Genomic DNA, 24,832 nt, shown 5'->3' on the forward strand with positions numbered 1-24,832 from the left:
TCGGTTCTTGTTTGCACAAGGATAAAATTTATAATTTATGATGGCTCTTCACCTTCTAATAGAGGTGTTGTTTGTAAAACAAAATCTTCTCCATGTAAGTAATCACTATCATCATCATTTGCATCTACACGCTTACTATAATCATAAGCCCATCTATGAACTACTGGTAATTTCCCTGGCCAGTTACCATGTACATGTTCTACCGGAGTAGTCCATTCTAAAGTATTTGATCTCCATGGGTTTTGTGTTGCTTTTTCACCTCTATACATAGAGATAAAGAAATTTGCAATAAAGAAAATTTGAGCAATACCACCTACTAAGGCAAAAATTGTAATTACAACGTTGATGTCTGCTAAGTCATCAAACATAGGAAAGTTTGTATTTGTATAATATCTACGTGGTAAACCTGCTAAACCAATAAAATGCATTGGCCAGAAAACACCGTAAGCACATATAATACTTAACCAAAAGTGCCAGTACCCTAATGTTTTATTCATCATTCTACCATACATTTTCGGGAACCAGTGATACACACCAGCAAACATACCGAAGATAGCAGAAACACCCATTACTAAGTGAAAATGCGCTACTACAAAATACGTATCATGAACATTAATATCTAAAGCAGAATCTCCTAAAACCAATCCTGTTAAACCACCTGTTACGAATGTAGAAACTAAACCAATAGAAAATAGCATTGCAGGATTCAATTGTAAATTACCTTTCCATAAGGTAGTAACGTAATTAAAAGCTTTTACTGCTGAAGGAATTGCAATTAATAAGGTTGTAAATGTAAACACAGATCCTAAGAAAGGATTCATTCCTGAAATAAACATATGGTGTCCCCATACTATTGTAGATAAAAATGCTATAGCCATTATAGAACCAATCATTGCTCTATAACCAAAAATTGGTTTTCTAGCATTTGTAGATATCACTTCTGAGGTAATACCTAATGCCGGTAATAAAACGATATATACTTCTGGGTGACCTAAAAACCAAAATAAGTGTTCAAATAATACAGGTGAACCACCTTGATAGTGTAAGACTTCTCCTGAAATAAAAATATCTGATAAGTAAAATGAGGTTCCGAAACTTCTATCGAAAATCAACAATAAAGCTGCAGATAATAATACAGGGAAAGAAACTACACCAATAATAGCAGTGATAAAGAATGCCCAAATTGTTAATGGCAGTCTTGTCATCTTCATTCCTTTTGTTCTTAAATTAAATACCGTTACTATGTAATTTAAAGAACCAATTAATGACGATGCTATAAATATAGCCATAGAAATTAACCATAAAGTCATACCCATTCCAGAACCTGGAATTGCCTGTGGTAATGCACTTAATGGAGGATAGATTGTCCATCCTGCAGATGCTGGACCAGCTTCAACAAATAAAGATATGACCATAATGATACTCGAAATAAAGAATAACCAGTAGGATACCATGTTTAAGAAACCAGAGGCCATGTCTCTAGCACCAATTTGCAACGGAATTAATAGATTTGAGAATGTACCACTTAAACCAGCTGTTAATACAAAGAATACCATAATAGTACCATGGATTGTAACTAGTGCTAAATACATATCTGGGTCCATAATTCCATCCGTTTGATGAGAACCTAAAAAAGCTTCAACAATTGAAAATGAGGTATCCGGCCATGCAAGTTGTATACGAAATAGCATAGACATTAATACACCAATGATTCCCATAAACATACCAGTTACTAAGAACTGCTTAGAAATCATTTTATGATCTTGACTAAAAAGATATTTTGTTACAAAAGTTTCTTTATGATGATGATCTGACATAATCTTACTTATTTGTAGTATTTTATATTATAAATTATTTAATAACTTCAGCTAATGTTGGTTGTTCTGATAACCATTTGTCATACTCATCTTGCTCTACAACTGTAATTTTCATTTGCATGTTGTAGTGAGATGCTCCACAAATTTTGTTACATAACAACAAATAATCAAAAACATAAGGTTCTTCTCCTTTTGCTTTTCTTATTTTATTGATACCTATAGATTTCTCTATTACTTCAGATTGATTCCTCATTTCTTCAGTAGTATACTTAGGTGTAAATCCGAATTCTGTAACCATACCTGGTACACAATTCATTTGTGCCCTAAAGTGAGGCATATAAGCAGAGTGTAAAACATCTTGCGAACGGAACTTAAAATGAATTTTTCTCCCTTTCGGTAGATATAATTCAGTTACTTGTTTGTCATCAATTGCGTTTTTATCTGTCATATCAACCCCCATTGTGTTGATACCTTTAATAAAGTTTACGTTTCCAACACCTAGCATATTATCAGCTCCTGCATAACGTGCCTCCCATTGAAATTGTTTTGAATAAACTTCTATAACAACAGGATCTTCCAAGTCAGATAAATCCATTATGTTATTCCATTGCCACAATCCGTAACCTATCAAAACAACTAAAACAACCGCAGGTGTTACTGTCCAAATAAATTCTAATTTATGACTATCTGCATAAAACTTTGCTTTCTGTCCTTTTTTACCTCTGTATTTAAACGTAAAGTAAAATATTAAGAATTGCATAATAAATTGTACAATACCAATTAACCAAAATGTAATATTAAATAAATTATCATCATGTTCCCCTTCGATAGAAGCAGATTCTGGTAGAAGTACTACATTCATGAAGATTAAGCAATAAATCATCATTGCATATAAAAAGGCCATAAAACCAATGGCGTATTTACCTTGAGCAGCATTATCTTTGTCGTCTGCAATAGAGCTCCTAAAATCCATGATTCTAGTAATCTGCCAAACACTTACACCGATTGCAACACCTATAAAAATATAAAATAGAGCTAGCATATTAATCTTTTCTTAATTTTAAATTCAATTATTTGTTAATGATGATCTGCTGAACCTTCTTCTGAATGTTCAATATTATAATAATGGAAATGTTCACTTTCTTTTAAGAAAGGATTTCCTTTTGGAATTGTATTTGCTTTAGAAAATGATCTTAAAGTTGTATAAATCATTAAGCCAATAAAGAAACATAAAGAACTTATTTCTGGAATTCCAAAGAACCAATTTGCTCCTACTGTTGAAGGCATCACCATGATAAATACATCTATATAATGACCAGCTAAAATAACAATACCACCAATAAAAACAAACCAAGGTTTACTTTTAAAGTCACTATTTAATAATAACAATATTGGAAATACAAAGTTCATTACAACCATTCCTAAAAAAGGTAATTTATACTCTGTAAATCTTGCTACGAAATAAGTCGTTTCTTCTGGTATATCCGCATACCATATTAACATAAACTGTGAAAACCATAAGTATGTCCAGAATACTGAAAAACCAAACATAAATTTTGCTAAATCGTGAATATGGCTATCATTAATACCTGGTAGTAAATCTTTAGAACGAAAGTATATTGTAAAAAAAGCAATTACTGTTAAAGCACTTACTAACAAAGTAGAAAGAACATACCAACCAAACAATGTAGAAAACCAGTGAGGATCTAACCCCATAATCCAATCCCAAGACATCGTTGTCTCTGTTATCATAAATAAGAATAAGAAAATAACTGATGCGTTATAATTTCTCTTATATGTTTTATTTCCATCATTCGCTGTGTCTTCTTTTATAGACCCTTTTCTGATAAAGAAACGATAAGCATTCCAAATTAAAAGATATACGATACTTCTTATTACAAATCCAGTAGAATTAATCCACCAAGATTTTCCATCTACAATAGGATCGTAATTTTCACTTGTTGGGTCAAAAGTACCTTCCGCCATCCAAGGGAATAAATGATTTAGATGCATTACCGAAGCAATAACTACAACTATCATTAAAATAGAAACGGGTAATAAGTTACCTGTTATAGCTTCCATTACTCTTAAAATAACAACAGACCACCCCACTTGCGCAACTCTTTGTATTGCATAGAAAGCTAAAACTAATAATGTGATTCCTAATGAAAAGAACAAAGCTACATAAAATGCAGACCAAGGTCTATTTTGTAATTGATGTAAGACATGTTCAGCATGAGAATTATCATCATGAGCACCGTGTCCGCTCATCGTTTTATCTACATTTTCAACGTTTTGATGAACTCCTGATGTATTATGATCAGCTTTAGGAGCTTCTATGGCATGACCATCATTTTGTGATTCTCCATGAGAACCTCCATGACCGTCGTTACTAGAGGCTTCAATTACATGTTTAGCGTCTTCAATGGTCTTTTGAGAACCATTATAAAAACTGAATGCAATTCCTATAACACCAAGAATAATTAGTGCTAATGAGAATGTTTTTAATTTACCTGAGAATTGATACATATCTTTAGTATTCTTTCTGTTTGTAGTTTATTTTAACAAATCTGCTCGTAAAACTTCTACGTATTGCACTATTTGCCAGCGTTCTTTGTACGTTAATTGAGATGAGTGGGAACCCATTAAGTTTTTACCATGAATTATTACATGATAAATACTTCCCTCAGTAATGTCTCTGTCTTTGTAATTAGGAATTCCAGCAAACTTTTCTGAAGTTGCTAAGTATCCTTGTCCATCTCCCTTTTTACCATGACAAGAGGCACAATAAATAGAGTACATTTTCTTACCATTGTCTAGGTTCTTCTCATCTTTATCTAAAGGTGATTTCAACACTGTTTTCGCGTTATCATAACCTTCGATCGTATCAGGAATATCATAAGCAGGAGCTCCACCTCTTGGAATAGTACCAGCAACTGGTTTGCTATTTACAGGTTCTCCTCCTAACCCTTCTGCACTATCAGCATTATAAGGAATAGATTCATACATGTCTGGCATGTATTGTGCTTTTCTTGTTTTATTATCATTACAAGAAACAATACTTGCAAAGATTACTAGAGCGATAATTAATTTAAAATTCTTCATTATCTATATATTAGTGCTTATCTACTATATTAATTTCTACAGCTCCTGTTTTAGCTAACAAAGAAGTTAATGCTTCTTCATTATTATGAACTGGAATTTCCATTAAAAAATGATCATCCGTAGTTCTTGGATCAGGATTTTCTGCATCTTTAAATGGCCAAATTCTACTTCTCATGTAAAACGTAATAACCATTAAATGTGCTGCAAAAAAGACTGTTAGTTCAAACATGATTGGCACGAATGCTGGCATGTTTTCTAACCATGAAAAACTTGGTTTACCACCAATGTCTTGCGGCCAGTCTTCAATCATAATGTAATTTGTCATCCAAATAGCAAAGGCTAAACCTGTAATCCCATAAAAAAAAGCTGTAATAGCTAATCTTGTAGGAGCTAATCCCATTGCTTTGTCTAAACCATGTACTGGAAATGGACAAAATACTTCTTCGATATGATGATGTTCTGCTTTTACAGCTTTTACTGCATCTAACAATACTTCGTCATCTGTATAAAACGCATGAATAACTTTTGATGCTTCCATAATTATCCGTTTAAATTGTTATCAGAATCCTCCTTTTTTACTACTGTATTTGCAACAACAATTGCAGGTTTTGTAGGAATTCCTTGTTCACTTCTCTTCTTATAATATTCACCAGAAGATTTTAATATTGTTTTTACTTCCGCTTGCGCAATTACTGGAAATGTTCTCGCATATAATAAGAATAATACAAAGAAGAATCCTATTGTACCTATAAAGATACCTACATCTACAAACGTTGGTTCAAAACGCCACCATGTTGATGGTAAATGACCTTTACTTAATACAATTGCAATAATATCGAAACGTTCAAACCACATACCAATATTAATTGCGATTGAAATGATAAAAGTAATTGTAAAACTTCTTCTAAATTTCTTAATCCATAATAATTGTGGTGTAATGATATTGAATGTAATTAATGACCAAAAAGCCCAAGCATAAGGTCCTGTTGCAGCACCTACAGATAAATAAGTATAGTTTTCGTATGGTGAACCTGTGTACCATGCAATAAAAAATTCAGTTGCATAAGCTACAGCTACAATTCCACCTGTTAAGATAATTACCATATTCATATACTCTACGTGCATACGTGTAATGTAATCTTCTAGGTTTGTAACTTTTCTCATAATACCTAATAACGTCTGTACCATTGCAAATCCTGAAAAGATTGCTCCAGCTACGAAATAAGGAGGGAAAATTGTTGAGTGCCAACCTGGATTAATTGATGTTGCAAAATCCATTGATACAATTGTATGTACAGAAAGTACTAATGGTGTTGCTAAACCTGCAAGTACCAAAGATACTTCTTCGAAACGTTGCCAATCTTTTGCTCTACCAGACCAACCGAATGATAGTAAAGCGTATATTTTCTTTTGAAAAGGTTTTACTGCTCTATCTCTAATCATTGCAAAATCGGGCAATAAACCTGTCCACCAGAATACTAATGATACAGATAAATATGTTGAAATTGCAAAAACATCCCATAATAGAGGTGAGTTAAAATTAACCCATAATGATCCAAATTGATTAGGAAGCGGTAACACCCAATATGCATTCCATGGACGTCCCATGTGAATAATTGGAAACAATCCTGCTTGAAAAACAGCGAAAATTGTCATTGCTTCCGCAGAACGGTTAATTGCCATTCTCCATTTTTGACGGAATAATAAAAGTACCGCGGAAATTAATGTTCCTGCGTGACCAATACCTACCCACCATACAAAGTTGGTAATATCCCAAGCCCAACCAATGTTCTTGTTTAATCCCCAGACTCCAATACCAGTTCCTACGGTGTAAAAAATACATCCAAATCCCCAAAGCATTGCTGCTAATGAGATATAAAATGCAATGTACCAATTTTTATTTGCAGCCCCTTCTATAGGTTTTGCAATGTCTTCGGTAATATCGTGGTAACTTTTATCACCTAATACTAAAGGTTCCCTTATGGGTGCTTCGTAATGAGACATATTCTGATATCTTAAATTTAAATTACGCTTCGTTTGTGTTTCTTACTTTCACTTGATATATTACATTAGGCTTCGTTTGAAGATAATCTAATACATTGTATGCTCTTTTGTCTTCTGCTAATGCAGCTACTTCGTCTTCTTTATTATTTACATCTCCAAAAACCATAGCTCCTGTAGTACATGCTGAAGAACAAGCTGTTTCAAACTCATTAACATTTACTTTTCTTCCTTCTTTCTTAGCTTTTAGAATCGTTGCTTGTGTCATTTGAATACACATAGAACATTTTTCCATAACTCCTCTAGAACGAACTACAACATCTGGATTTAAAACCATTTTCCCATATTCGTTGTTCATGTTAAAATCGAACTCGTTATTATTAGAATAATTAAACCAGTTAAATCTACGAACTCTATATGGACAGTTGTTTGCACAATATCTTGTACCTACGCATCTGTTGTATGCCATTTGATTCTGACCTTGACGACCATGTGATGTTGCAGCAACAGGACAAACAGTCTCACAAGGAGCATGATTACAGTGTTGACACATCATTGGTTGAAAAGTAACTTCAGGATTTTCTGCTTCAGTTTCTAAAGCTTTATATAAATCTCCACCGCTTAGCCCCATTTCTTTGGCTTCTTCACGAGTTTCAACTTCTGAAGAGTAATATCTATCAATACGCAACCAATGCATATCTCTACCAACTCTAACTTCATTCTTTCCAACAACAGGTACATTGTTCTCTGCATGACATGCTACAACACATGCTCCACAACCTGTACAAGATGTTAAATCTATAGATAAGTTAAAATGATGACCTACTTCTCTGTTATGCTCATCCCATAAATCAATTGTTTTGGCTTCAACTTCTTTATGATCATAAGATACATATGCAGGTTTATTCCAACCATGATGATGATCTTTAGGCGCAACAGTATTGTACTCTTTTAAACTAGCAACTTTTAAAATATCATGACGACCTGCAATTGTTTTTTGTACTTGTGTACAAGCAAATTTATGCGTTCCAACTACTTTTTCTATTGCAACATTATATTGAATGTTATTACCTCCCTTATATAAAGGGTAAGCATTAACACCTACTTGCATCTCTTCTTTTAAACCAAAAGTTTTACCGAAACCTAGCGATAAACCTACAGATCCTTTTGCTTGACCTGGCTGAATCATAACAGGTACTACTACTTCGACACCATTTACGGTCACCTTCGCGTAATCTCCATTAATTGCTCCGTTATCTTTTACAGGGTTAGAGAAACCTAATTCTCTTGCATCTGGAATAGACATGGTTAAATAATTATCCCAAGAAGCTCTTGTAATTGGATCTGGAAATTCTTGTAACCAAGGATTGTTCGCTTGTTTACCATCTCCTAAACCAGTTTTGGTATATAAATTCAACTCCATTGCTGAAACTGATGTACTTTTCTTTAATTTTAATGCAACTTCTTCAATTGAAAGTACTACTGAACCTTCTACAGTTGCTGAAGCTGTTTTATTGAAAAAACCGTTATGTAAAGCTTTATTCCATGAAGAACCTTCTAAAATTTCTGTTGACCAGAAAGACTTTAAATAGTCATAGTAAGAAGTTGAACTTCCAGACCATTTTAAGAACGTATCTTGAATTTGACGTGTTTTGAATAATGGCTGAATTGTTGGTTGAACTAAACCATAATTTCCTTCAGAGAAATTAGTATCTCCCCAAGATTCTAAAAAATGTGGTGCTGGTAATGCATATTCCATTGCATTTACAGTTTCATTATTCTCAACCGACAAAGCAACTTTTAAATCAACTTTATTTAATGCCTCTGTAAATTCAGTAGCATTTGGTAATGTATAAGAAGGATCTATATTCACTGTTAATATACCTCCCACTTTTCCAGACTTCATATCTGAAACTACATTTTGAACTTCATCAAAATTTCCTTGACGAATATTTAATGAATTATTGATGTCTAATATCTCACTATTTAAGGCTTTATTAATCGCTAAAGATATTAATTGTGCATTCACATCATTAATACCAGTCATCACAACTCCTTTAGAGCCTGATTTTAGTAAACTTTTAGCAATTTTTTGAATTTCAACATCTAGTGGAGTTGCTTTTGAAGCGACACCATGCTTTGTAATTGCATTGTATAAGTTTAATAAAGCAAAAACAACATCAGATGGTTTTGCAACCATACGTTTATCTGCATTTGCTCCTGTAAGAGACATATTACTTTCTACTTGAACATGGTAAGACATTTTACCTGTTTCAGGTTTTCTACCAGCAATAAATGCTTTTTCAAAACCTCCATGGAAATCTCCAAGAAAATCTGCACCAAAAGAGACAATTGTTTCTGCATTTTCTAACTTATAATTCGGTAAAGCTCTTCTACCATACATCGTTTTAAATGCATCTGCTGCTGCTGCTTCAGATATCGCGTCATAAATAACGTGTTTTGCATTTGGGTATGTAGCTAAAAACTCACCAACTACTTTATCTGTTGATGGGCTTGCCATTGTTCCTGTTAATAGAACAACTTGCTTACCAGCTTCTTTTAATTCATTTAATTTTTGTCCTATTTCCTTGTCTGCATTATCCCAAGAAATAGCAGAACCTCCTTTAGTAGGTTCTTTTAAACGTAATTTTTCATCATATAAAGAAAGAACAGCTGCTTGAACTCTTGCGCTTGTTGTTCCGTTTGCTTCTTTATTTGGCATTATCTGAATTGGACGACCCTCTCGAGTTTTAACCAATACATTTGCAAAATCGTAACCATCTGCCATTGTAGTAGCATACCAGTCTGCAACACCTGCAATAATATCATTTGGTTTTACAACGTATGGAATCGATTTAATAACCGGTCCTTCACAAGCTGCTAATGAAGCTGCCGCTGTTGTAAAGCCAACATACTTCAAAAAATCTCTACGTGAAGTAGAAGAATTCTCAAGTGTTTCTTTATCACCTAAAAAATCATCTGTAGGTATACTATCTACAAATTCATTTTTACCCAGCGTTTCAACAACAGAACTACCTTTTAGTTCTTCAACACTTTTCCAGTATTTTTTGTTTGAAGCCATTTATACTTTTTTATTTAATGATTGAAAGATTTAAAAATTGAAAAACTACAACTTTATACCTCTTTTAATTTTGAATCTTTTATTTCTTTAACTAGTAATGACATTTACCACACTCCAAACCACCTAACTGAGAAATAGTAACTTTTTCTACTCCGTACTTCTTAGCTAATTGATCGTGGATTTTAGCATAATACTCATTACCTTTTAAATCTACATTTGTTTCCCTATGACAATCGATACACCAACCCATTGTTAGTGGAGAATATTGATACATCTCATCCATTTCTTCAACAGGGCCATGACATTTCTGACATTTAACACCTGCAACAGTTACGTGTTGAGAGTGATTGTAATATGCAAAATCTGGTAAATTATGAATACGAATCCATTTTACTGGTTTCTCTTCACCTGTATAAACTAATTCGTCTGGATCCCAACCTGCAGCATCATACACTTTAGCTATCTCTTGATCTAATTGTGCCTTACCATACGTTTGACCGTTCCATTCAATCTCTGTTCCTTCCGCTACTTCTGAAATTGCTTTATGACAATTCATACAAACATTTACTGAAGGTATACCAGAGTGCTTACTATGTTTTGCTGAAGAATGACAATATTGACAATCGATTTTATTATCTCCAGCGTGAATTTTGTGCGAGAATGCGATTGGCTGAATCGGTTGATAACCTTGATCCACACCTACAGTAAACAAAGTTCCAAAAAGTAGATAAGCACCAACTAACAATAAAAATATTGTCCCTAAAACTTTTAAGAAAGTGTTGTTCTTTACACCTACCCATAACTCCTGAAGATCTCTTCTTAAGTTTGATTGAACATTTGGCTTCTTATTACCCTTCAACTCACTTACTTGTTTCAACAAGCTAGCAATCATTAAAAAAGCAACTACAATAGCTGCAGCTAATAAATAAATTAACCAATCTGGAGCGCCACTTTTCTCTAACACTTGACCACCAACAACAACCTCACCAGCTGCTGGAGCTTTTTTAATTTCACCAACAGTTGTATAATACAAAACATCATCTATATTTTTATCTGTTAGTTGCGGAAATGCATTCATAGCTGTTGCGCTATACTGTGCAGCTTCCGCCGCATCTGCATCTACCTTTTGAAATTCGGCGTTATTTTTTATCCAAGATTTTAACCAAGAATTCTCTCTACGCTCTTCTACGCCTCCCAAGGCTGGCCCAACCAATTTCTTATCTAACTTGTGACATGAAGCACATAAAGATTTAAATAGTTTTTTTCCTTCTTTTTGGCGAATTTCATCTACATCTTGAGAATAAGAAGAAATGCTAAACGCAAAAAATAAAAGTAATGTAAGACTTTTTAGAAGTACAGAGGTTAGTCTACTATGCAATGCTACACTTTTCATATATACAAACTATAATTTTAGTATTGTGTCTAAATTCGTTCAAAAAAACATGTTTTGAACAGTTCTACAAAAGTACTACATATTGCTAAATTTTAAAAAGCTAATAGAATGTTAAATATCAATTTATAATAATTCTAAATAAGATAAAGACTCAATTTATTCTTTAGCAAGTCGTTATTTTTGCAGAAACATTTTAGATTATGAAAAATACATTGTTTTTAAGGATATTTTTGTTCTGTTTATTCACAAGTATTGGGACTTTAAAAGCTCAAAACACAACAAACAAGAGTGAAAAGGTGGAAAATATACTAGAGAAAAAGAGAAATTACAACAAATCTAATGGCTTTGGATACAACATTCAAATCTATTATGGTAATGAAACAACTGCTAAAAGTAAGAACGCTAAGTTTAAGATATTATACCCTAGAGTTAATACTAAATTAGTTTACAATAATCCTGAATGGAAAGTACAAGTTGGAAATTATAAAACTAAGCTTGAAGCTGATAGAGCCAATTTACTATTTAAAAAAGAGTTCTCTGGAACTATTGTAATTCCCATGGAAAAACAGTAATAGTTAGTAGCTAAACATATTCAACAAGAGTGAAAAGTCAATTTAAAAAAAATATAACTAGATATGTTGAATTTAATGATGTAGAAATAGACGAAATATTTTCAAAATTAACTCAAAAAACTTTTAGTAAAAAAGATTATCTACTCAAGGAAAGACAAGTCTGTAAAAGTAATTATTTTATCATATCAGGTTTAGTTCGTTCATTTTATGTTGACGATAAGGGAAGTGAAAAAATAACTCAATTTGCACTTGAAAACTGGTGGGTAACGAATATGGAGAGTTACATAAAAAAAATACCGTCATATGTATCTATCCAAGCAATTGAGAAAACAACAGTTCTTATTTTTGAAAAAGAAGAATTAGATAAACTCTTTATAACGATACCAAAGCTTGAAAGATATTTCAGAATAATTATCGAAAATATGTTAATTGCGATACAACGTAGGAATGACATATATCTACAAATGAAGAGTAAAGATAGATATGATGATTTGATAAGTAACTTCCCTGCTTTTGCTCAAAGAGTTCCACAGTACATGATTGCCTCATATTTAGAGATTACACCCGAATACTTAAGTGAATTGAGAAGAAAGTAACTTTCTCATGTTTCTTAAGACACCTTAAGTATTAGGTATAAGGTAGATGATAAATTTGTACCATAAATTAATTATTAAAACAATAATATTATGGAACGAATATCGTATCAAGAAGTACCTACAGAAATATTTGAAAAATTAAGAGCAATTGAAGATTACTTGCACAGTTCAACTTTAGGAATGCCATTACTTGAGTTATTAAGGTTAAGAGTTGCACAAATAAATGGTTGCGCATATTGTGTAGATATGCACTACAAAGAACTAAAACATGCAAATGAAACAGAATTACGAATGGCTTCTTTATGTCTTTGGAAAGAAACATCCTATTTTTCAGATAAGGAAAGAGCAGTTTTACAGTTAGCAGAAAAACTAACTAAACTTAATAGCGAACCTATTACGGAAAGCATTTATAAATCACTTTTTGAATTCTTTTCAAAGTCTGAAGTTTGCAACTTAGCACTAGCAATTGCCCAAATAAACACTTGGACAAGGTTGATGATAACTTTTCAATTTACACCAGGAAACTATAAAGTAAGCAGATAATTATAATGTAAACAAAAGACAGATAAAGACTAAAATTAACCTTGTGATGTCTTTGTTTATAAATTTGTCACTCTTAGTACACAAGATATTAAGCTTATCAAATAAGCTAAAATAACAACACAAAAAAGCCGAAATTCATAAGAATTTCGGCTTTTACTTTATATAAAAAATTAGTTTATTTCAATTTCTTTTTAACTGCTACTTCTTTGTAAGCTTCTATTAAATCTCCTTCTACAATATCATTGTAGTTCTTAATTTGAACCCCACAATCATATCCTTTGGCAACTTCTTTTACATCGTCTTTAAATCGCTTTAAAGCTGTAAGAGTACCATCATGAACTACAATACCATCTCTAATAATTCTAATTTGAGAATCTCTAAAGATTTTACCAGACATTACCATACAACCTGCAATATTACCAACTTTAGAGATTTTGTAAACTTCTCTAATTTCAACATTACCCGTAACCTCTTCTTTCATTTCAGGAGATAACATTCCTTCCATTGCATCTTTAAGGTCATTAATTGCATCATAAATAATAGAGTATGTTCTAATATCTACTTCTTCTCTATCTGCTACTACTCTTGCATTTCCTTGTGGTCTTACATTAAATCCAACAATAATTGCATCTGAAGCTGTTGCTAATAACACATCACTTTCTGTAATGGCTCCAACACCTTTATGTAAGATATTAACTTGAATTTCTTCTGTAGATAATTTTTGGAAAGAATCTGTTAATGCTTCTACAGAACCATCTACATCTCCTTTTAAAATAATGTTTAATTCTTTAAAGTCTCCTAACGCAATTCTACGCCCAATTTCTGCTAACGTTAAAGTTTTTTGAGTTCTTACAGATTGTTCACGTTGTAATTGAGATCTTTTTGAAGCAATTTGTTTCGCTTCTCTTTCATCATCAAAAACTACAAACTTGTCTCCAGCTTGTGGCGCTCCGTCTAAACCTAAAATAGATACAGGTGTTGATGGTCCAGCAACTTTTAAGTTGTTTCCTTGATCATCAAACATTGCTCTTACTTTACCACTGTGTTTACCTGCCAATAAGTAATCTCCAATTTTTAAAGTTCCTGCTTGTACTAATATTGTAGAGACATATCCTCTACCTTTATCTAATAAAGCTTCTACAACTGCTCCAACTGCATTTTTATTAGGATTGGCTTTTAATTCTAAAATCTCAGCTTCTAATAAAACTTTTTCTAATAATTCTGGAACACCTGTTCCAACCTTTGCTGAAATATCTTGCGATTGAATGCTTCCACCCCATTCTTCAATTAATAAGTTCATTGAAGATAATTGAGTTTTCACGTTGTCTGGGTTCGCATTTGGTTTATCAATCTTATTGATTGCAAATATAATAGGAACTCCTGCTGCTTGTGCATGAGAAATTGCCTCTTTTGTTTGTGGCATTACATCATCATCTGCTGCAACTACAATAATAACTAAATCTGTTACTTGAGCACCACGTGCACGCATTGCCGTAAAGGCTTCGTGACCTGGTGTATCTAAGAAAGCAATTTTTTGATCGCCTACATTTACAGAATACGCACCAATATGTTGTGTAATTCCTCCACTTTCACCTTCAATTACATTTGCTTTTCTAATATAATCTAATAAAGAAGTTTTACCATGATCTACGTGACCCATTACAGTAATAATTGGCGCACGAGTTTCTAAATCTTCTGGTTTGTCTATAACTTCTTCGATAGATTCTTCTACTTCCGCTCCTACAAATTCTACTTTATGATTAAATTCTTCAGCAACAATAACTAATGTTTCTGCATCTAAACGCTGATTCATTGTTACCATCATTCCTAAAGACATACATGCAGAAATAATATTTGTTACAGGAACATCCATCATTGTTGCAACCTCACTTACAGTAACAAACTCTGTTACTTTTAAGATCTTATTGTCTAATGCTTGTGCTTCTAATTCTGCATCAGAATGTTCTCTACGAGCATCTCTTTTATTTCTTCTATATTTTGCACCTTTTCCTTTAGATGATTTTCCTTGAAGCTTTTCTAAGGTTTCTCTTACTTGCTTCTGAATATCTGCCTCTGTAGGTTCTTCTTTCTTAACGTTTGCTGCTGGTCTTACGTTTCCTCTTCCTTTATTGTAAGGACCTCTACCGTTTCCAGCTCTACTATTTGGAGCTCTGTTTGCTGTTCTGCTTCCAGGAGCACCCACTTTAGTTACAATACGCTTTCTTTTCTTTCGAGGATCTGAAGCTGCATCTTTTTTAGGTTCTGGTTTTTTCTTTTTAGGTTTTTCAAATTGCTTTAAATCAATCTTTTTACCTGTAAAGTTTGGTCCGTCTAACTTCTTATATTGAGTTTTGATAGCTTCTGCATTTTCTGCAGTAATTTCTTCTACCTTTTCTGTAGATTTAGAAACCTCTTTTCTACCATCAACTTTCTTATCTACTTTAGAAGCTTCCTTTTCTACTAAAGAAATTGGCTTTTCTACCTTAATTTCTTTAAAAACAGGCTTTTCTGCTTTAACCACAGGAGCTTCAACAACAGGTTCTTTTGGCGCTTCAACTTTCGACGCTTCAACTTTTGGTGTTTCGACTTTTGGTGTTTCGACTATTGGGGCTTCAACTTTTGCTTCTATCTCTTTTACCACCTCTTTCTTAGGAGCTGGCTTACCGATATTATCAATATCTATTTTCCCTACAGTTTTAAACTCTAGTTTTTTGGCTTTAGCTTTAAGAACTTCTTCTTTTTTAGCGTCTTCTGCTCTTTTACTCTCTTGCTTAGCTTCTAGTTCTGCACGAATAGCTTCTTTTTCTTTTCGCTTTTCCTCACCAACTTCCTTAGATGCAGCTTTTTTGCTAGCATCTGTTTGGAAACCATCTAGCAGTACTTGATAGACGTCACCAGAAATTTTAGTAGTAGGTCTAGATTCTATTTCATGACCTTTATCTGCTAAATATTCTACTGCTCTATCTAGAGAAATATTTAATTCTCTTAAAACCTTATTAAGCCTCGTTGTTTTGCCTTCAGACATATATTATTTTTTAGCCTTTAATTTTGTAAAAATATACTTTTTTACGATTACTCTTTAATTATAAACTACTCTTCGAATTCTTCTTTCAAAATTCTTTGAACATCTAAAATAGTTTCTTCTTCTAAATCGGTTCTCTTAACCAACTCTTCTACACTAGCTTCTAATACACTTCTAGCTGTATCTAGACCAATGTTTTTAAATTCTTTAATAACCCAAGGTTCGATTTCATCACCAAATTCTGTTAATTCTACGTCTTCTTCTTCTAGACCTTCTCTCTTAACATCTATTTCGTAACCTGTTAATTCACTCGCTAAACGAATGTTAACACCACCTCTACCAATTGCTTTAGAAACTTCTTCTGGTTTTAAAAGTACGCTTACACGTCCTTTTTTACCATTCCTTTCTTCTTCATACATTTCAATTTCCATTGAAGTCACTTTTGCAGGACTTAATGCTCTTGAAATAAACAATTGTTCGTTTTTAGTGTAATTGATAACATCAATATTTTCATTACCTAGCTCACGAACTATACCATGAATTCTTGATCCTTTTACACCAACACAAGCTCCAACAGGGTCTATTCTATCATCATAAGAATCTACCGCTACTTTTGCTTTTTCACCTGGTATTCTTGCAACTCTCTCTACAGTAATTAAACCATCGAAAACTTCAGGAATTTCTTGTTCAAACAATTTATTTAAAAACGCTGGGGCTGTTCTTGATAAAATAATTGCTGGTTTATTTCCTCTTAACTCTACCGTTTTTATAACACCTCTTACAGAATCTCCTTTTCTGAAAAAATCTGAACGAATTTGCTCACTTTTTGGCAATACAATTTCGTTACCATCATCATCTAATAAAATAATTGCATTATGGCGTATATGATGCACTTCTGCACTGTATAATTCGCCTTCTAATTCTTTGAAATGCTTAAATATGTTTGTGCTATCGTGTTCGTAAATTTTTGAAATTAAGTTTTGACGCAATGCTAAAATAGCTCTTCTTCCTAAATCAATCAATTTCACCTCTTCAGAAACATCTTCACCAATTTCAAAATCTGGCTCAATTAATCTTGCTTCTGCTAGTTCAATTTCTTCATTATCATCCTCAGAAAAACCATCTGCAACAACAACTCTATTTCTCCAAATTTCTAAATCTCCTTTATCTGGGTTAATAATAATATCAAAATTATCATCTGAACCAAACTTACGTTTTAAAGTAGCTCTAAATACTTCTTCTAAAATAGACATTAATGTTACTCTGTCTATACTCTTATTATCTTTAAATTCTGAAAACGAATCAATTAATGCTATATTCTCCATTACATTTTTTGCTTAAAATACAATTTTCACTTTTGCTTCTTTAATCTCCTTATACTCTAAAGTTGCTGTTTTATCTACAGTAACCTTTCCTTTACCAATTGGCTTAGGCTCTCTTGCCTTCCACTGTAAGATAATTTTATCTTCATCCGCTGCTATTAAAGTACCTTCTAATTCTTCTTCTGCAGTTTTTACTTTAAGAGTTCTATTAATATTCTTAATATATTGCCTTTTCACCTTTAATGGATGTGCAATATCTGGTGTTGTAACTTCTAAAGAGTAATCTTCTACTTCTTTATCTAAATTACCGTCTACATTTCGACTAATGCGGATACATTCGCTTAAAGGAACACCATTATCTCCATCTACAACAACTTGAATTTTGTTGTTTTCAGATATTGAAAATTCTATAAGATACAATGACTCGTTAAGTGCCAATGCTTCGTCTACTAAGTCTTTAACTGTTGTTTGATTCATATTAAACCTTAAAATAAAGTATAAAAAGAGGGGACTTTTAAGTCCCCTTCCTCCCTCATTTACTATAAATTTCGGTGCAAATATACGAATTGTTTATGATTTACCAAACCAAGCTCTAATTCATTATTTTTTTGTAACTTTATGTAGACTAAATATTTTAACTTAAAATTCTGACTTATGAAAAAAATTCTTGTTCCAATCGACTTTTCTAAACCGTCTGAATACGCTGCTAAAATGGCTGCTAAAATTGCAAAAAAAACCAATGCTACTGTGTATCTTATACATTTGATAGAACTTCCTTCTGGAGTTATAGATATGGGTTCTGGCAGTAAATTTAGCATCCCAGAAAGTATGTTGTATTTAAGAAAAACACGTGAAAAAGTTTTAGAATTTAAAAAAAGTTTTTTTTCTGAAGATATTATTGTTGAATATTTTATAAAATTGAACAACCCGTTTGAAGGTATAAAAAAATATGCCGAGAAAATTAATGCAGATTTGATAATTATGGGATCTAAAGGACATTCTGAATTTGAAGAAATTATGATTGGTTCTAACACAGAAAAAATGGTAAGAAGCTCTAAGACTCCAGTTATCATAGTAAAAATAGACGACAAAAAACTCAAATTAAACAACTTAGTTTTTGCTTCTAACTTCAAAAAAGAGAATAAAGAAGTTTTTAGAAAATTCCTAGATTTTGCTAATGCTTTTGATAGTAAAATTCTTTTATTAAAGATAAATACACCCGCTAGATTCGAGAGTACTTTTGATGCAAAACAAAAAGTAAAAGATTTTATAAAAGAATACAACTTACCAAAATATTCTATAAATATTTACAGCGATACTTCTGTAGAAAAAGGTATTTTAAACTTCTCTAGAGAGAAAAAAGCAGATCTAATTGCATTGAGCACGCATGGTAGAAGTGGCATATCTCACTTATTTACAGGAAGTGTTACCAAAAATTTATCTAAAAAAGCTTTAAAACCAATGTTTACAGTAAGGGTTTAAAGTCTTAACCACCTTGCTTAAAAGCCATTAATCTAAATTATTAAAAGAATTAAAACAACATCATGTCTGCTTTTAAGTTGTACATAAACTTAATAATATGAAAAAGATAATTTTACTATTAGCGCCAATTTTAATTTCTACACTTGGATTTTCTCAAAATAAAATTGGTGGAAATGACCCAATTACAGGAATTGATATAATTATTAAAGAAGACCCAGGAAGTCAACGGACAGTGAATGCTGAAAACAATCCTTTAATTACTGAAATTAACAAGCTTGAATTCGAGTACTTAAATATGAAAGCAAGAGAAATTCAATATGGTTTTGCAAATCAAGACGTATCTAAATTGAAAACAAAAAATGAAGTTTTGAAGGCATATATTGCTTACATTCAAAAAGCTATTAAGTCGGACAAACAGTTAATGAAAAAAAAATATGGTGATGGTGACCTTTTAAAACATTTTTCGATTCCTAGAGCCAAGTTCAAAAATACAGGAGCTACAAAATTGGAACATAAAAAAGTTGACGCACATAAAAAGAAGCAGTAAATTATTCATCATACAGAAAATATAAGCATTAACACAGGATTGGCAAAATCAATGCTTTCAGACTTAAACAAAGATTGTTATTTGTTTTATAACGTATTATTTTCCTTCGGAAGACCATCCCATACAAAACTTCGCTTTTTCAGGTACAACAGCATTCATAAAAACTAAAAAACCTCCAAAATGGAGGTTTTTTAGTTTTATAAATAATATTTCTAACTTTACTACAAAATATAATCTGTACTAATAAAATTAGAAGTCTTTTTGTCTAATAATTCTTGTAAAATGGCATTGTTATAATCGGTATCTTTAGCTGCCAAAAAGGTTCTAATAGAGAAAGAACGCAAAGCATCATGCACACTTAGAGTAGCCACTGCAGAATCTTTTCTTCCTGTAAACGGATACACATCTGGCCCACGTTGCGCAGCACTATTTAAGTTTACTCTACAAACCAAGTTTACAAGTGTATCAATTAAAGGCGCTAAGGTTTTCACATCACTACCAAAAACACTTACTTGCTGTCCGTAATTAGAGGCCGCCATATCATCTAAAGGCTCTTGAATGTCTTTAAACGAAACTATTGGTGTTACTGGACCAAATTGTTCCTCTTCAAAAACTCTAGAATCTTTAGAAACCGGATATAAAACTGCTGGAAAAATATAATTTTCTGACGTTTCTCCTCCTTTTTTATTAATAACTTCCGCTCCCTTTTCAGTAGCGTCGTCAATTAATTCTTGAATGTATGCTAATTTCCCTGGTTCTGGTAATGGTGTTAATTTCACACCGTCTTCCCAAGGGTTTCCAAATTTTAGTGCATCAACTTTTGCTGCAAAACGTTTATTAAATTCAGCTACAACATCTTCGTGAACGTATAATATTTTTAAAGCCGTACAACGTTGTCCGTTAAAAGACATTGCACCAGCTAGACATTCATTAATTGCTAAGTCTAAATCTGCATCTGGCAAAACAATTCCTGGGTTTTTAGCCTCTAAACCTAAAACTAAACGCAATCTATTTTTCTGCGGATGATTTGCTTGAATTGCATTTGCAGATTTACTGTTTCCTATCAACGCTAAAACATCAACTTTACCCGTTTTCATAATTGGTGTTGCTAAAGTTCTTCCTCTACCATAAATGATATTTACAACACCAGCAGGAAAGCTAGTTTGAAACGCTTCTAGTAATGGTGTTAATAATAAAACACCGTGTTTTGCTGGCTTAAAAACAGTTGTATTCCCCATAATTAAAGCAGGAATTAACAACGCAAAAGTTTCATTTAAAGGATAATTATAGGGTCCTAAACACAAAACAACTCCTAAAGGACCTCTTCTAATGTGCGCATGAACTCCACTGTTTTTTTCAAACTTAGCAGAATCTCTGTCCATTTGCTTGTAATCCTCAATGGTGTCGTAAATATATTCAATTGTTCTATCGAATTCTTTCTCTGAGTCTGACAAAGCTTTACCAATTTCCCACATCAGTAATTTTACAATCTCTTCCCTTTTGGTTTTCATTTGTACCACAAACTTCTCCATTGCAGCAATTCTACCTTCAACTTTCATCGTTGGCCATAAACCTTGCCCTCTACCATAAGCTTTAGATGCTGCATTTAAAGCTTCAATAGCTTCACTTTCTGTTAAATTAGGAACCGTACCTAACAAGGTTGGCTTATATTCTTTAGTTGATGAAATTGTTGAATAAACTTGAGCGTTTTCACCTTTCCACTCTTTTAATTCTCCATCAACTAAATACGTATTTTGGTTAACAAGTGAAGTAATTTTATATTCGTTCGGAATTTCTTTAAATGTATTCTTCATAAATTGATTTTTATAATGGAGCATGCTTCATTGCTTAAAAGTTAATAAACTATTAGGTCATTCTCTACCCATCAAAATTAACTAAAAATAAACATAAAACACGGTGTTTCTATCTTAAAAAACGAAAAGGTTTTCGAGTTTTACGTATAGACAAGGGGTTTAAACCCTTATATTCTATATTACACCAAAAACTCAAACAATACTGGTTTGTCATTTAAATATTCTCCGTAGAAATTTCGATCTTTCATTCTTTTAATTAATGGCGCTAAATCTTTTGATGATTTTAATTCCAAACCAACTACTGCTGCTCCATTCTCTCGATTTGTTTTTTTTGCGTATTCAAAATGAGTGATATCATCATTCGGTCCTAATATTTCTGCTACAAACTCCTTTAAAGCACCTGCTCTTTGTGGAAACTTTATAATAAAGTAGTGTTTTAAATTTGCATACAATAAAGCACGCTCTTTAATTTCCGCAGTTCTTGTAATGTCATTATTACTTCCACTAACTACACAAACCACATTTTTTCCTTTAATTTCATCAGCAAAAAAATCTAACGCAGCAATACTTAAAGCTCCTGCAGGCTCTACAACTATTGCATCTTTATTGTATAAATCTAAAATGGTCTGACAAATTTTACCTTCTGGAACTGTTATTACCGCTGTTAAGTTTTGCTGACAAATAGCAAAATTTAAATCTCCTACCTTCTTAACAGCTGCACCATCTACAAAAGAATCTATTTTTTCTAAAGTTGTATTTTTTTTATTTTTGATGGATACTTGCATAGAAGCCGCTCCTTCTGGCTCTACACCAATTATTTTTGTTTCTGGTGATAAGTATTTAAAAACCGATGACAATCCTGCAGACAAACCACCACCGCCAATAGGCACAAAAACATAATCTATTTTCTCTTCTGTTTGATTTAGGATTTCTAGACCAACTGTTGCTTGCCCTTCAATTACTTTTTCGTCATTAAAAGGATGAATAAAAGTTTTTTCTTTTGCATTACATTCTAATGTTGCAGCATTAAAAGCATCATCAAAAGTATCACCTTCAATAACCACATCAATATAATCTTCACCAAACATTTTTACTTGGTCAATTTTCTGATTTGGTGTTGGCGAAGGCATAAAGATAGTTCCTTTTATTTGTAATAATTTACAAGACAACGCAACACCTTGCGCATGATTTCCTGCACTTGCACAAACAATTCCTCGCTGTTTTTCATCAACATTTAAAGAAGACATTTTATTATATGCTCCTCTAATTTTGTAAGAACGCACTACTTGCAAGTCTTCTCTCTTGAACAAAATATTTGCGGATAGCTCTTTTGATAGGTTGAAGTTTTTACTTAAAGGTGTTTCAGAAATAACATTTTTTAAGTTTTTAGAAGCCGCTTTTACATCTTCTAAACTTGGGTAATAATTTTGTTTTATTTGCATTGTTTGAATATAAAATAAAACCTGCCAGGGTTTGAAATCTGACAGGTTTTTTAGAGTAATTAAACTTTATTAATTATGCCGATTTTATCACTTTCATTGCTGTCATAGATGCTCTTAATCTTGCACCAACTTTTTCTACAGGATGATTTCTAATAATCGCATTAATTCTAATTAATTCTTGATTATCAACATCATTAGAATCTGTAAATTTCTTCCCAATAACATCTGTTTTTATGTTCTTCATAAAATCTGTTAATAAAGGTTTACAAGCATGGTCAAATAAATAACAACCATATTCTGCAGTATCAGAAATTACACGATTCATTTCATATAATTTTTTACGCGCAATGGTGTTTGCTATTAATGGTGTCTCATGTAAAGATTCATAATATGCAGAAGCCGCTATAATTCCTGAATCTGTCATTGCTTCAAAAGCCAATTCTACACCAGCTCTTACAAAAGCAACTAATAAAGTTCCGTGGTCGAAATATTCTTGTTCAGAAATTTCTTGTTCTGTAATCTGTTGTTTTTCAAACGCAGTATCTCCTGTTGCAGCTCTCCAAGTTAATAAGTTTTTATCATCATTTGCCCAATCTTCCATCATGGTTTTAGAGAAATGACCTGTCATAATATCATCCATGTGTTTTTGAAACAACGGACGCATAATTTCTTTTAATTCTTCAGAAATTCTAAAAGCTTCTACTTTTGCAGGATTAGACAATCTGTCCATCATGTTCGTTATTCCACCGTGCTTTAAAGCTTCTGTTACCGTTTCCCAACCATATTGAATTAATTTAGCCGCATAACTTGGTTCAATTCCTTCCGCTACCATTTTATCAAAAGACAAAATTGCACCTGTTTGTAACAAACCACATAAAATAGTTTGTTCTCCCATTAAATCGGACTTTACCTCTGCAACAAAAGAAGATTCTAAAACTCCTGCTCTGTTACCTCCAGTTGCAACTGCATATGCTTTTGCTTGTGCCCAACCTTTTCCTTCTGGGTCATTTTCTGGGTGAACTGCCGTTAATGTTGGCACACCAAACCCTCTTTTATATTCTTCTCTAACCTCAGAACCTGGGCATTTTGGTGCCACCATAATTACGGTTAAATCTTTACGAATTTGCATTCCTTCTTCAACAATATTAAAACCATGAGAATAAGATAATGTTGCTCCTTTCTTCATTAAAGGCATTACTGTTTTTACAACATTTGTGTGCTGTTTATCTGGCGTTAAATTGATTACCAAATCTGCACTTGGCAATAATTCTTCATAAGTTCCCACTGTAAATCCGTTTGAAGAAGCATTTAAAAACGACTCCCTTTTTTGATCTATTGCTGCTTGTCTTAATGCATAAGAAATATCTAACCCAGAATCTCTCATATTTAAACCTTGGTTTAGACCTTGAGCTCCACAACCTACAATAACAATTTTCTTCCCTTTCAATGCGCTTACACCGTCTTCAAATTCTGAAGCATCCATAAAACGACATTTACCTAATTGTTCTAATTTTTCTCTTAATGTTAATGTGTTAAAATAATTTGACATTTTTTTGTATTTAGTTGTTGTATGTTTCTAACATTGTTGATATTTTCATTTCTTCTTTGGTAACAGAAATACGACCAGAACGTGTAAATTGCATAATTCCAAAGTTACTTAATTCTCTATAAAGCAATTCTATTTCTTCTTTTTTGCCTGATTTTTCAATCACAAAAAATTCTTTATTTACGGTAACTATTCTTGCGTTACTCTCTTTAATTATATTCTGAATTTCGCGTTCATCAAAAAGTAAATCTGATCTCATTTTAAAAATACAAGATTCTTGATAAATTATTTCATTATCATTATGATAATACGCTTTTATAACCTCTACTTGCTTTTCTACCTGACCAATAATTTTTTTAATATTTTCTTCGGTCATATTTATCACAATAGTAAATCTAGAAACGCCTTCAATTTCTGATGGAGACGTATTTAAACTCTCTATATTAATGTGTCTTCTTTGGAAAATTGCCGATATTCTATTCAACAATCCAATATTATTTTCAGTATAAACTGATATGGTATATAATTGTTTTTCTGTACTCATTTTT

General features: G+C 32.4%; 20 protein-coding genes. 5 read left to right on the forward strand and 15 right to left on the reverse strand.

The features are described 5' to 3' along the window. Nucleotides 1-35 precede the first annotated feature (35 nt). The 8 genes from CW731_RS08905 to CW731_RS08940 all read right to left on the reverse strand — a co-directional run bounded on the left by CW731_RS08905 (nt 36) and on the right by CW731_RS08940 (nt 11,398). On the reverse strand, nt 36-1,817 hold the full coding sequence (locus CW731_RS08905) for a cbb3-type cytochrome c oxidase subunit I (protein ID WP_100946390.1): 1,782 nt from the start codon (nt 1,815-1,817) through the stop codon (nt 36-38). Nucleotides 1,818-1,851: 34 nt separating this feature from the next. Continuing rightward, a complete protein-coding gene (locus tag CW731_RS08910) occupies nt 1,852-2,859 on the reverse strand; it encodes a cytochrome c oxidase subunit II (RefSeq protein WP_100946391.1) in 1,008 nt (335 codons plus the stop codon). Between the two features lie 35 nt (nt 2,860-2,894). Next, nucleotides 2,895-4,346, reverse strand: a complete 1,452-nt coding sequence (locus CW731_RS08915; protein ID WP_100946392.1) for a quinol:cytochrome C oxidoreductase — start codon at nt 4,344-4,346, stop codon at nt 2,895-2,897. Nucleotides 4,347-4,373: 27 nt separating this feature from the next. Beyond that, on the reverse strand, nt 4,374-4,922 hold the full coding sequence (locus CW731_RS08920; protein WP_198519801.1) for a cytochrome c: 549 nt from the start codon (nt 4,920-4,922) through the stop codon (nt 4,374-4,376). 10 nt (nt 4,923-4,932) lie between these two features. Beyond that, a complete protein-coding gene (locus CW731_RS08925) occupies nt 4,933-5,460 on the reverse strand; it encodes a DUF3341 domain-containing protein (RefSeq protein WP_100946393.1) in 528 nt (175 codons plus the stop codon). Between the two features lie 2 nt (nt 5,461-5,462). Continuing rightward, nucleotides 5,463-6,926, reverse strand: coding sequence for an NrfD/PsrC family molybdoenzyme membrane anchor subunit (nrfD, locus tag CW731_RS08930; RefSeq protein ID WP_100946394.1), 1,464 nt, complete (start codon nt 6,924-6,926; stop codon nt 5,463-5,465). Between the two features lie 22 nt (nt 6,927-6,948). After that, entirely contained in the window at nt 6,949-10,005 is a 3,057-nt protein-coding gene (locus tag CW731_RS08935; protein WP_100946395.1) for a TAT-variant-translocated molybdopterin oxidoreductase, read from the reverse strand. 91 nt (nt 10,006-10,096) lie between these two features. Further along, nucleotides 10,097-11,398, reverse strand: coding sequence for a c-type cytochrome (locus CW731_RS08940; RefSeq protein ID WP_100946396.1), 1,302 nt, complete (start codon nt 11,396-11,398; stop codon nt 10,097-10,099). Nucleotides 11,399-11,598: 200 nt separating this feature from the next. On the opposite strand from CW731_RS08940, the gene CW731_RS08945 reads away from it, so the two are divergent. From CW731_RS08945 to CW731_RS08955, 3 genes are all read left to right on the forward strand, one after another. Continuing rightward, entirely contained in the window at nt 11,599-11,970 is a 372-nt protein-coding gene (locus CW731_RS08945) for an SPOR domain-containing protein (protein WP_100946397.1), read from the forward strand. 29 nt (nt 11,971-11,999) lie between these two features. After that, nucleotides 12,000-12,566: a Crp/Fnr family transcriptional regulator gene (locus CW731_RS08950; RefSeq protein ID WP_100946398.1), complete on the forward strand. Its 567-nt coding sequence runs from the start codon at nt 12,000-12,002 to the stop codon at nt 12,564-12,566. A gap of 90 nt (nt 12,567-12,656) precedes the next feature. Further along, nucleotides 12,657-13,109 carry a carboxymuconolactone decarboxylase family protein gene (locus tag CW731_RS08955; RefSeq protein WP_100946399.1) on the forward strand — a complete coding sequence of 151 codons (453 nt, stop codon included), beginning with the start codon at nt 12,657-12,659 and terminating at the stop codon, nt 13,107-13,109. Between the two features lie 175 nt (nt 13,110-13,284). Here CW731_RS08955 and infB read toward each other — a convergent pair whose 3' ends face one another. From infB to rimP, 3 genes are all read right to left on the reverse strand, one after another. After that, nucleotides 13,285-16,134, reverse strand: a complete 2,850-nt coding sequence (gene infB / locus CW731_RS08960; RefSeq protein WP_100946400.1) for a translation initiation factor IF-2 — start codon at nt 16,132-16,134, stop codon at nt 13,285-13,287. Nucleotides 16,135-16,199: 65 nt separating this feature from the next. After that, on the reverse strand, nt 16,200-17,456 hold the full coding sequence (nusA, locus tag CW731_RS08965) for a transcription termination factor NusA (RefSeq protein ID WP_100946401.1): 1,257 nt from the start codon (nt 17,454-17,456) through the stop codon (nt 16,200-16,202). A 12-nt stretch (nt 17,457-17,468) separates the two neighbouring features. Beyond that, nucleotides 17,469-17,930 carry a ribosome assembly cofactor RimP gene (gene rimP, locus CW731_RS08970; protein WP_100946402.1) on the reverse strand — a complete coding sequence of 154 codons (462 nt, stop codon included), beginning with the start codon at nt 17,928-17,930 and terminating at the stop codon, nt 17,469-17,471. A 177-nt stretch (nt 17,931-18,107) separates the two neighbouring features. On the opposite strand from rimP, the gene CW731_RS08975 reads away from it, so the two are divergent. Beyond that, nucleotides 18,108-18,935 carry a universal stress protein gene (locus CW731_RS08975; protein WP_100946403.1) on the forward strand — a complete coding sequence of 276 codons (828 nt, stop codon included), beginning with the start codon at nt 18,108-18,110 and terminating at the stop codon, nt 18,933-18,935. Nucleotides 18,936-19,032: 97 nt separating this feature from the next. Further along, nucleotides 19,033-19,482 (forward strand): hypothetical protein, encoded by a 450-nt coding sequence (locus CW731_RS08980; protein ID WP_100946404.1) that lies wholly within the window; start codon nt 19,033-19,035, stop codon nt 19,480-19,482. A 221-nt stretch (nt 19,483-19,703) separates the two neighbouring features. Here CW731_RS08980 and CW731_RS08985 read toward each other — a convergent pair whose 3' ends face one another. The 4 genes from CW731_RS08985 to ilvN all read right to left on the reverse strand — a co-directional run bounded on the left by CW731_RS08985 (nt 19,704) and on the right by ilvN (nt 24,828). After that, a complete protein-coding gene (locus tag CW731_RS08985; RefSeq protein WP_100946405.1) occupies nt 19,704-21,296 on the reverse strand; it encodes an NADP-dependent glyceraldehyde-3-phosphate dehydrogenase in 1,593 nt (530 codons plus the stop codon). 179 nt (nt 21,297-21,475) lie between these two features. Further along, nucleotides 21,476-22,738 carry a threonine ammonia-lyase IlvA gene (gene ilvA, locus CW731_RS08990; RefSeq protein ID WP_100946406.1) on the reverse strand — a complete coding sequence of 421 codons (1,263 nt, stop codon included), beginning with the start codon at nt 22,736-22,738 and terminating at the stop codon, nt 21,476-21,478. A gap of 73 nt (nt 22,739-22,811) precedes the next feature. Beyond that, nucleotides 22,812-24,287, reverse strand: a complete 1,476-nt coding sequence (ilvC, locus tag CW731_RS08995) for a ketol-acid reductoisomerase (RefSeq protein ID WP_100946407.1) — start codon at nt 24,285-24,287, stop codon at nt 22,812-22,814. Between the two features lie 10 nt (nt 24,288-24,297). Then, nucleotides 24,298-24,828 carry an acetolactate synthase small subunit gene (ilvN, locus tag CW731_RS09000; RefSeq protein WP_100946408.1) on the reverse strand — a complete coding sequence of 177 codons (531 nt, stop codon included), beginning with the start codon at nt 24,826-24,828 and terminating at the stop codon, nt 24,298-24,300. Nucleotides 24,829-24,832: the final 4 nt, after the last annotated feature.

The sequence above is a fragment of the Polaribacter sp. ALD11 genome (assembly GCF_002831685.1).
Taxonomy (GTDB): domain Bacteria; phylum Bacteroidota; class Bacteroidia; order Flavobacteriales; family Flavobacteriaceae; genus Polaribacter.

Coding starts and splice junctions, on each gene's coding strand:
- CW731_RS08905 (WP_100946390.1), bottom strand. CDS start 1,817: ATGTCAGATCATCATCATAAAGAAACTTTTGTAACAAAATATCTTTTT.
- CW731_RS08910 (WP_100946391.1), bottom strand. CDS start 2,859: ATGCTAGCTCTATTTTATATTTTTATAGGTGTTGCAATCGGTGTAAGT.
- CW731_RS08915 (WP_100946392.1), bottom strand. CDS start 4,346: ATGTATCAATTCTCAGGTAAATTAAAAACATTCTCATTAGCACTAATT.
- CW731_RS08920 (WP_198519801.1), bottom strand. CDS start 4,922: ATGAAGAATTTTAAATTAATTATCGCTCTAGTAATCTTTGCAAGTATT.
- CW731_RS08925 (WP_100946393.1), bottom strand. CDS start 5,460: ATGGAAGCATCAAAAGTTATTCATGCGTTTTATACAGATGACGAAGTA.
- nrfD (WP_100946394.1), bottom strand. CDS start 6,926: ATGTCTCATTACGAAGCACCCATAAGGGAACCTTTAGTATTAGGTGAT.
- CW731_RS08935 (WP_100946395.1), bottom strand. CDS start 10,005: ATGGCTTCAAACAAAAAATACTGGAAAAGTGTTGAAGAACTAAAAGGT.
- CW731_RS08940 (WP_100946396.1), bottom strand. CDS start 11,398: ATGAAAAGTGTAGCATTGCATAGTAGACTAACCTCTGTACTTCTAAAA.
- CW731_RS08945 (WP_100946397.1), top strand. CDS start 11,599: ATGAAAAATACATTGTTTTTAAGGATATTTTTGTTCTGTTTATTCACA.
- CW731_RS08955 (WP_100946399.1), top strand. CDS start 12,657: ATGGAACGAATATCGTATCAAGAAGTACCTACAGAAATATTTGAAAAA.
- infB (WP_100946400.1), bottom strand. CDS start 16,134: ATGTCTGAAGGCAAAACAACGAGGCTTAATAAGGTTTTAAGAGAATTA.
- nusA (WP_100946401.1), bottom strand. CDS start 17,456: ATGGAGAATATAGCATTAATTGATTCGTTTTCAGAATTTAAAGATAAT.
- rimP (WP_100946402.1), bottom strand. CDS start 17,930: ATGAATCAAACAACAGTTAAAGACTTAGTAGACGAAGCATTGGCACTT.
- CW731_RS08975 (WP_100946403.1), top strand. CDS start 18,108: ATGAAAAAAATTCTTGTTCCAATCGACTTTTCTAAACCGTCTGAATAC.
- CW731_RS08980 (WP_100946404.1), top strand. CDS start 19,033: ATGAAAAAGATAATTTTACTATTAGCGCCAATTTTAATTTCTACACTT.
- CW731_RS08985 (WP_100946405.1), bottom strand. CDS start 21,296: ATGAAGAATACATTTAAAGAAATTCCGAACGAATATAAAATTACTTCA.
- ilvA (WP_100946406.1), bottom strand. CDS start 22,738: ATGCAAATAAAACAAAATTATTACCCAAGTTTAGAAGATGTAAAAGCG.
- ilvC (WP_100946407.1), bottom strand. CDS start 24,287: ATGTCAAATTATTTTAACACATTAACATTAAGAGAAAAATTAGAACAA.
- ilvN (WP_100946408.1), bottom strand. CDS start 24,828: ATGAGTACAGAAAAACAATTATATACCATATCAGTTTATACTGAAAAT.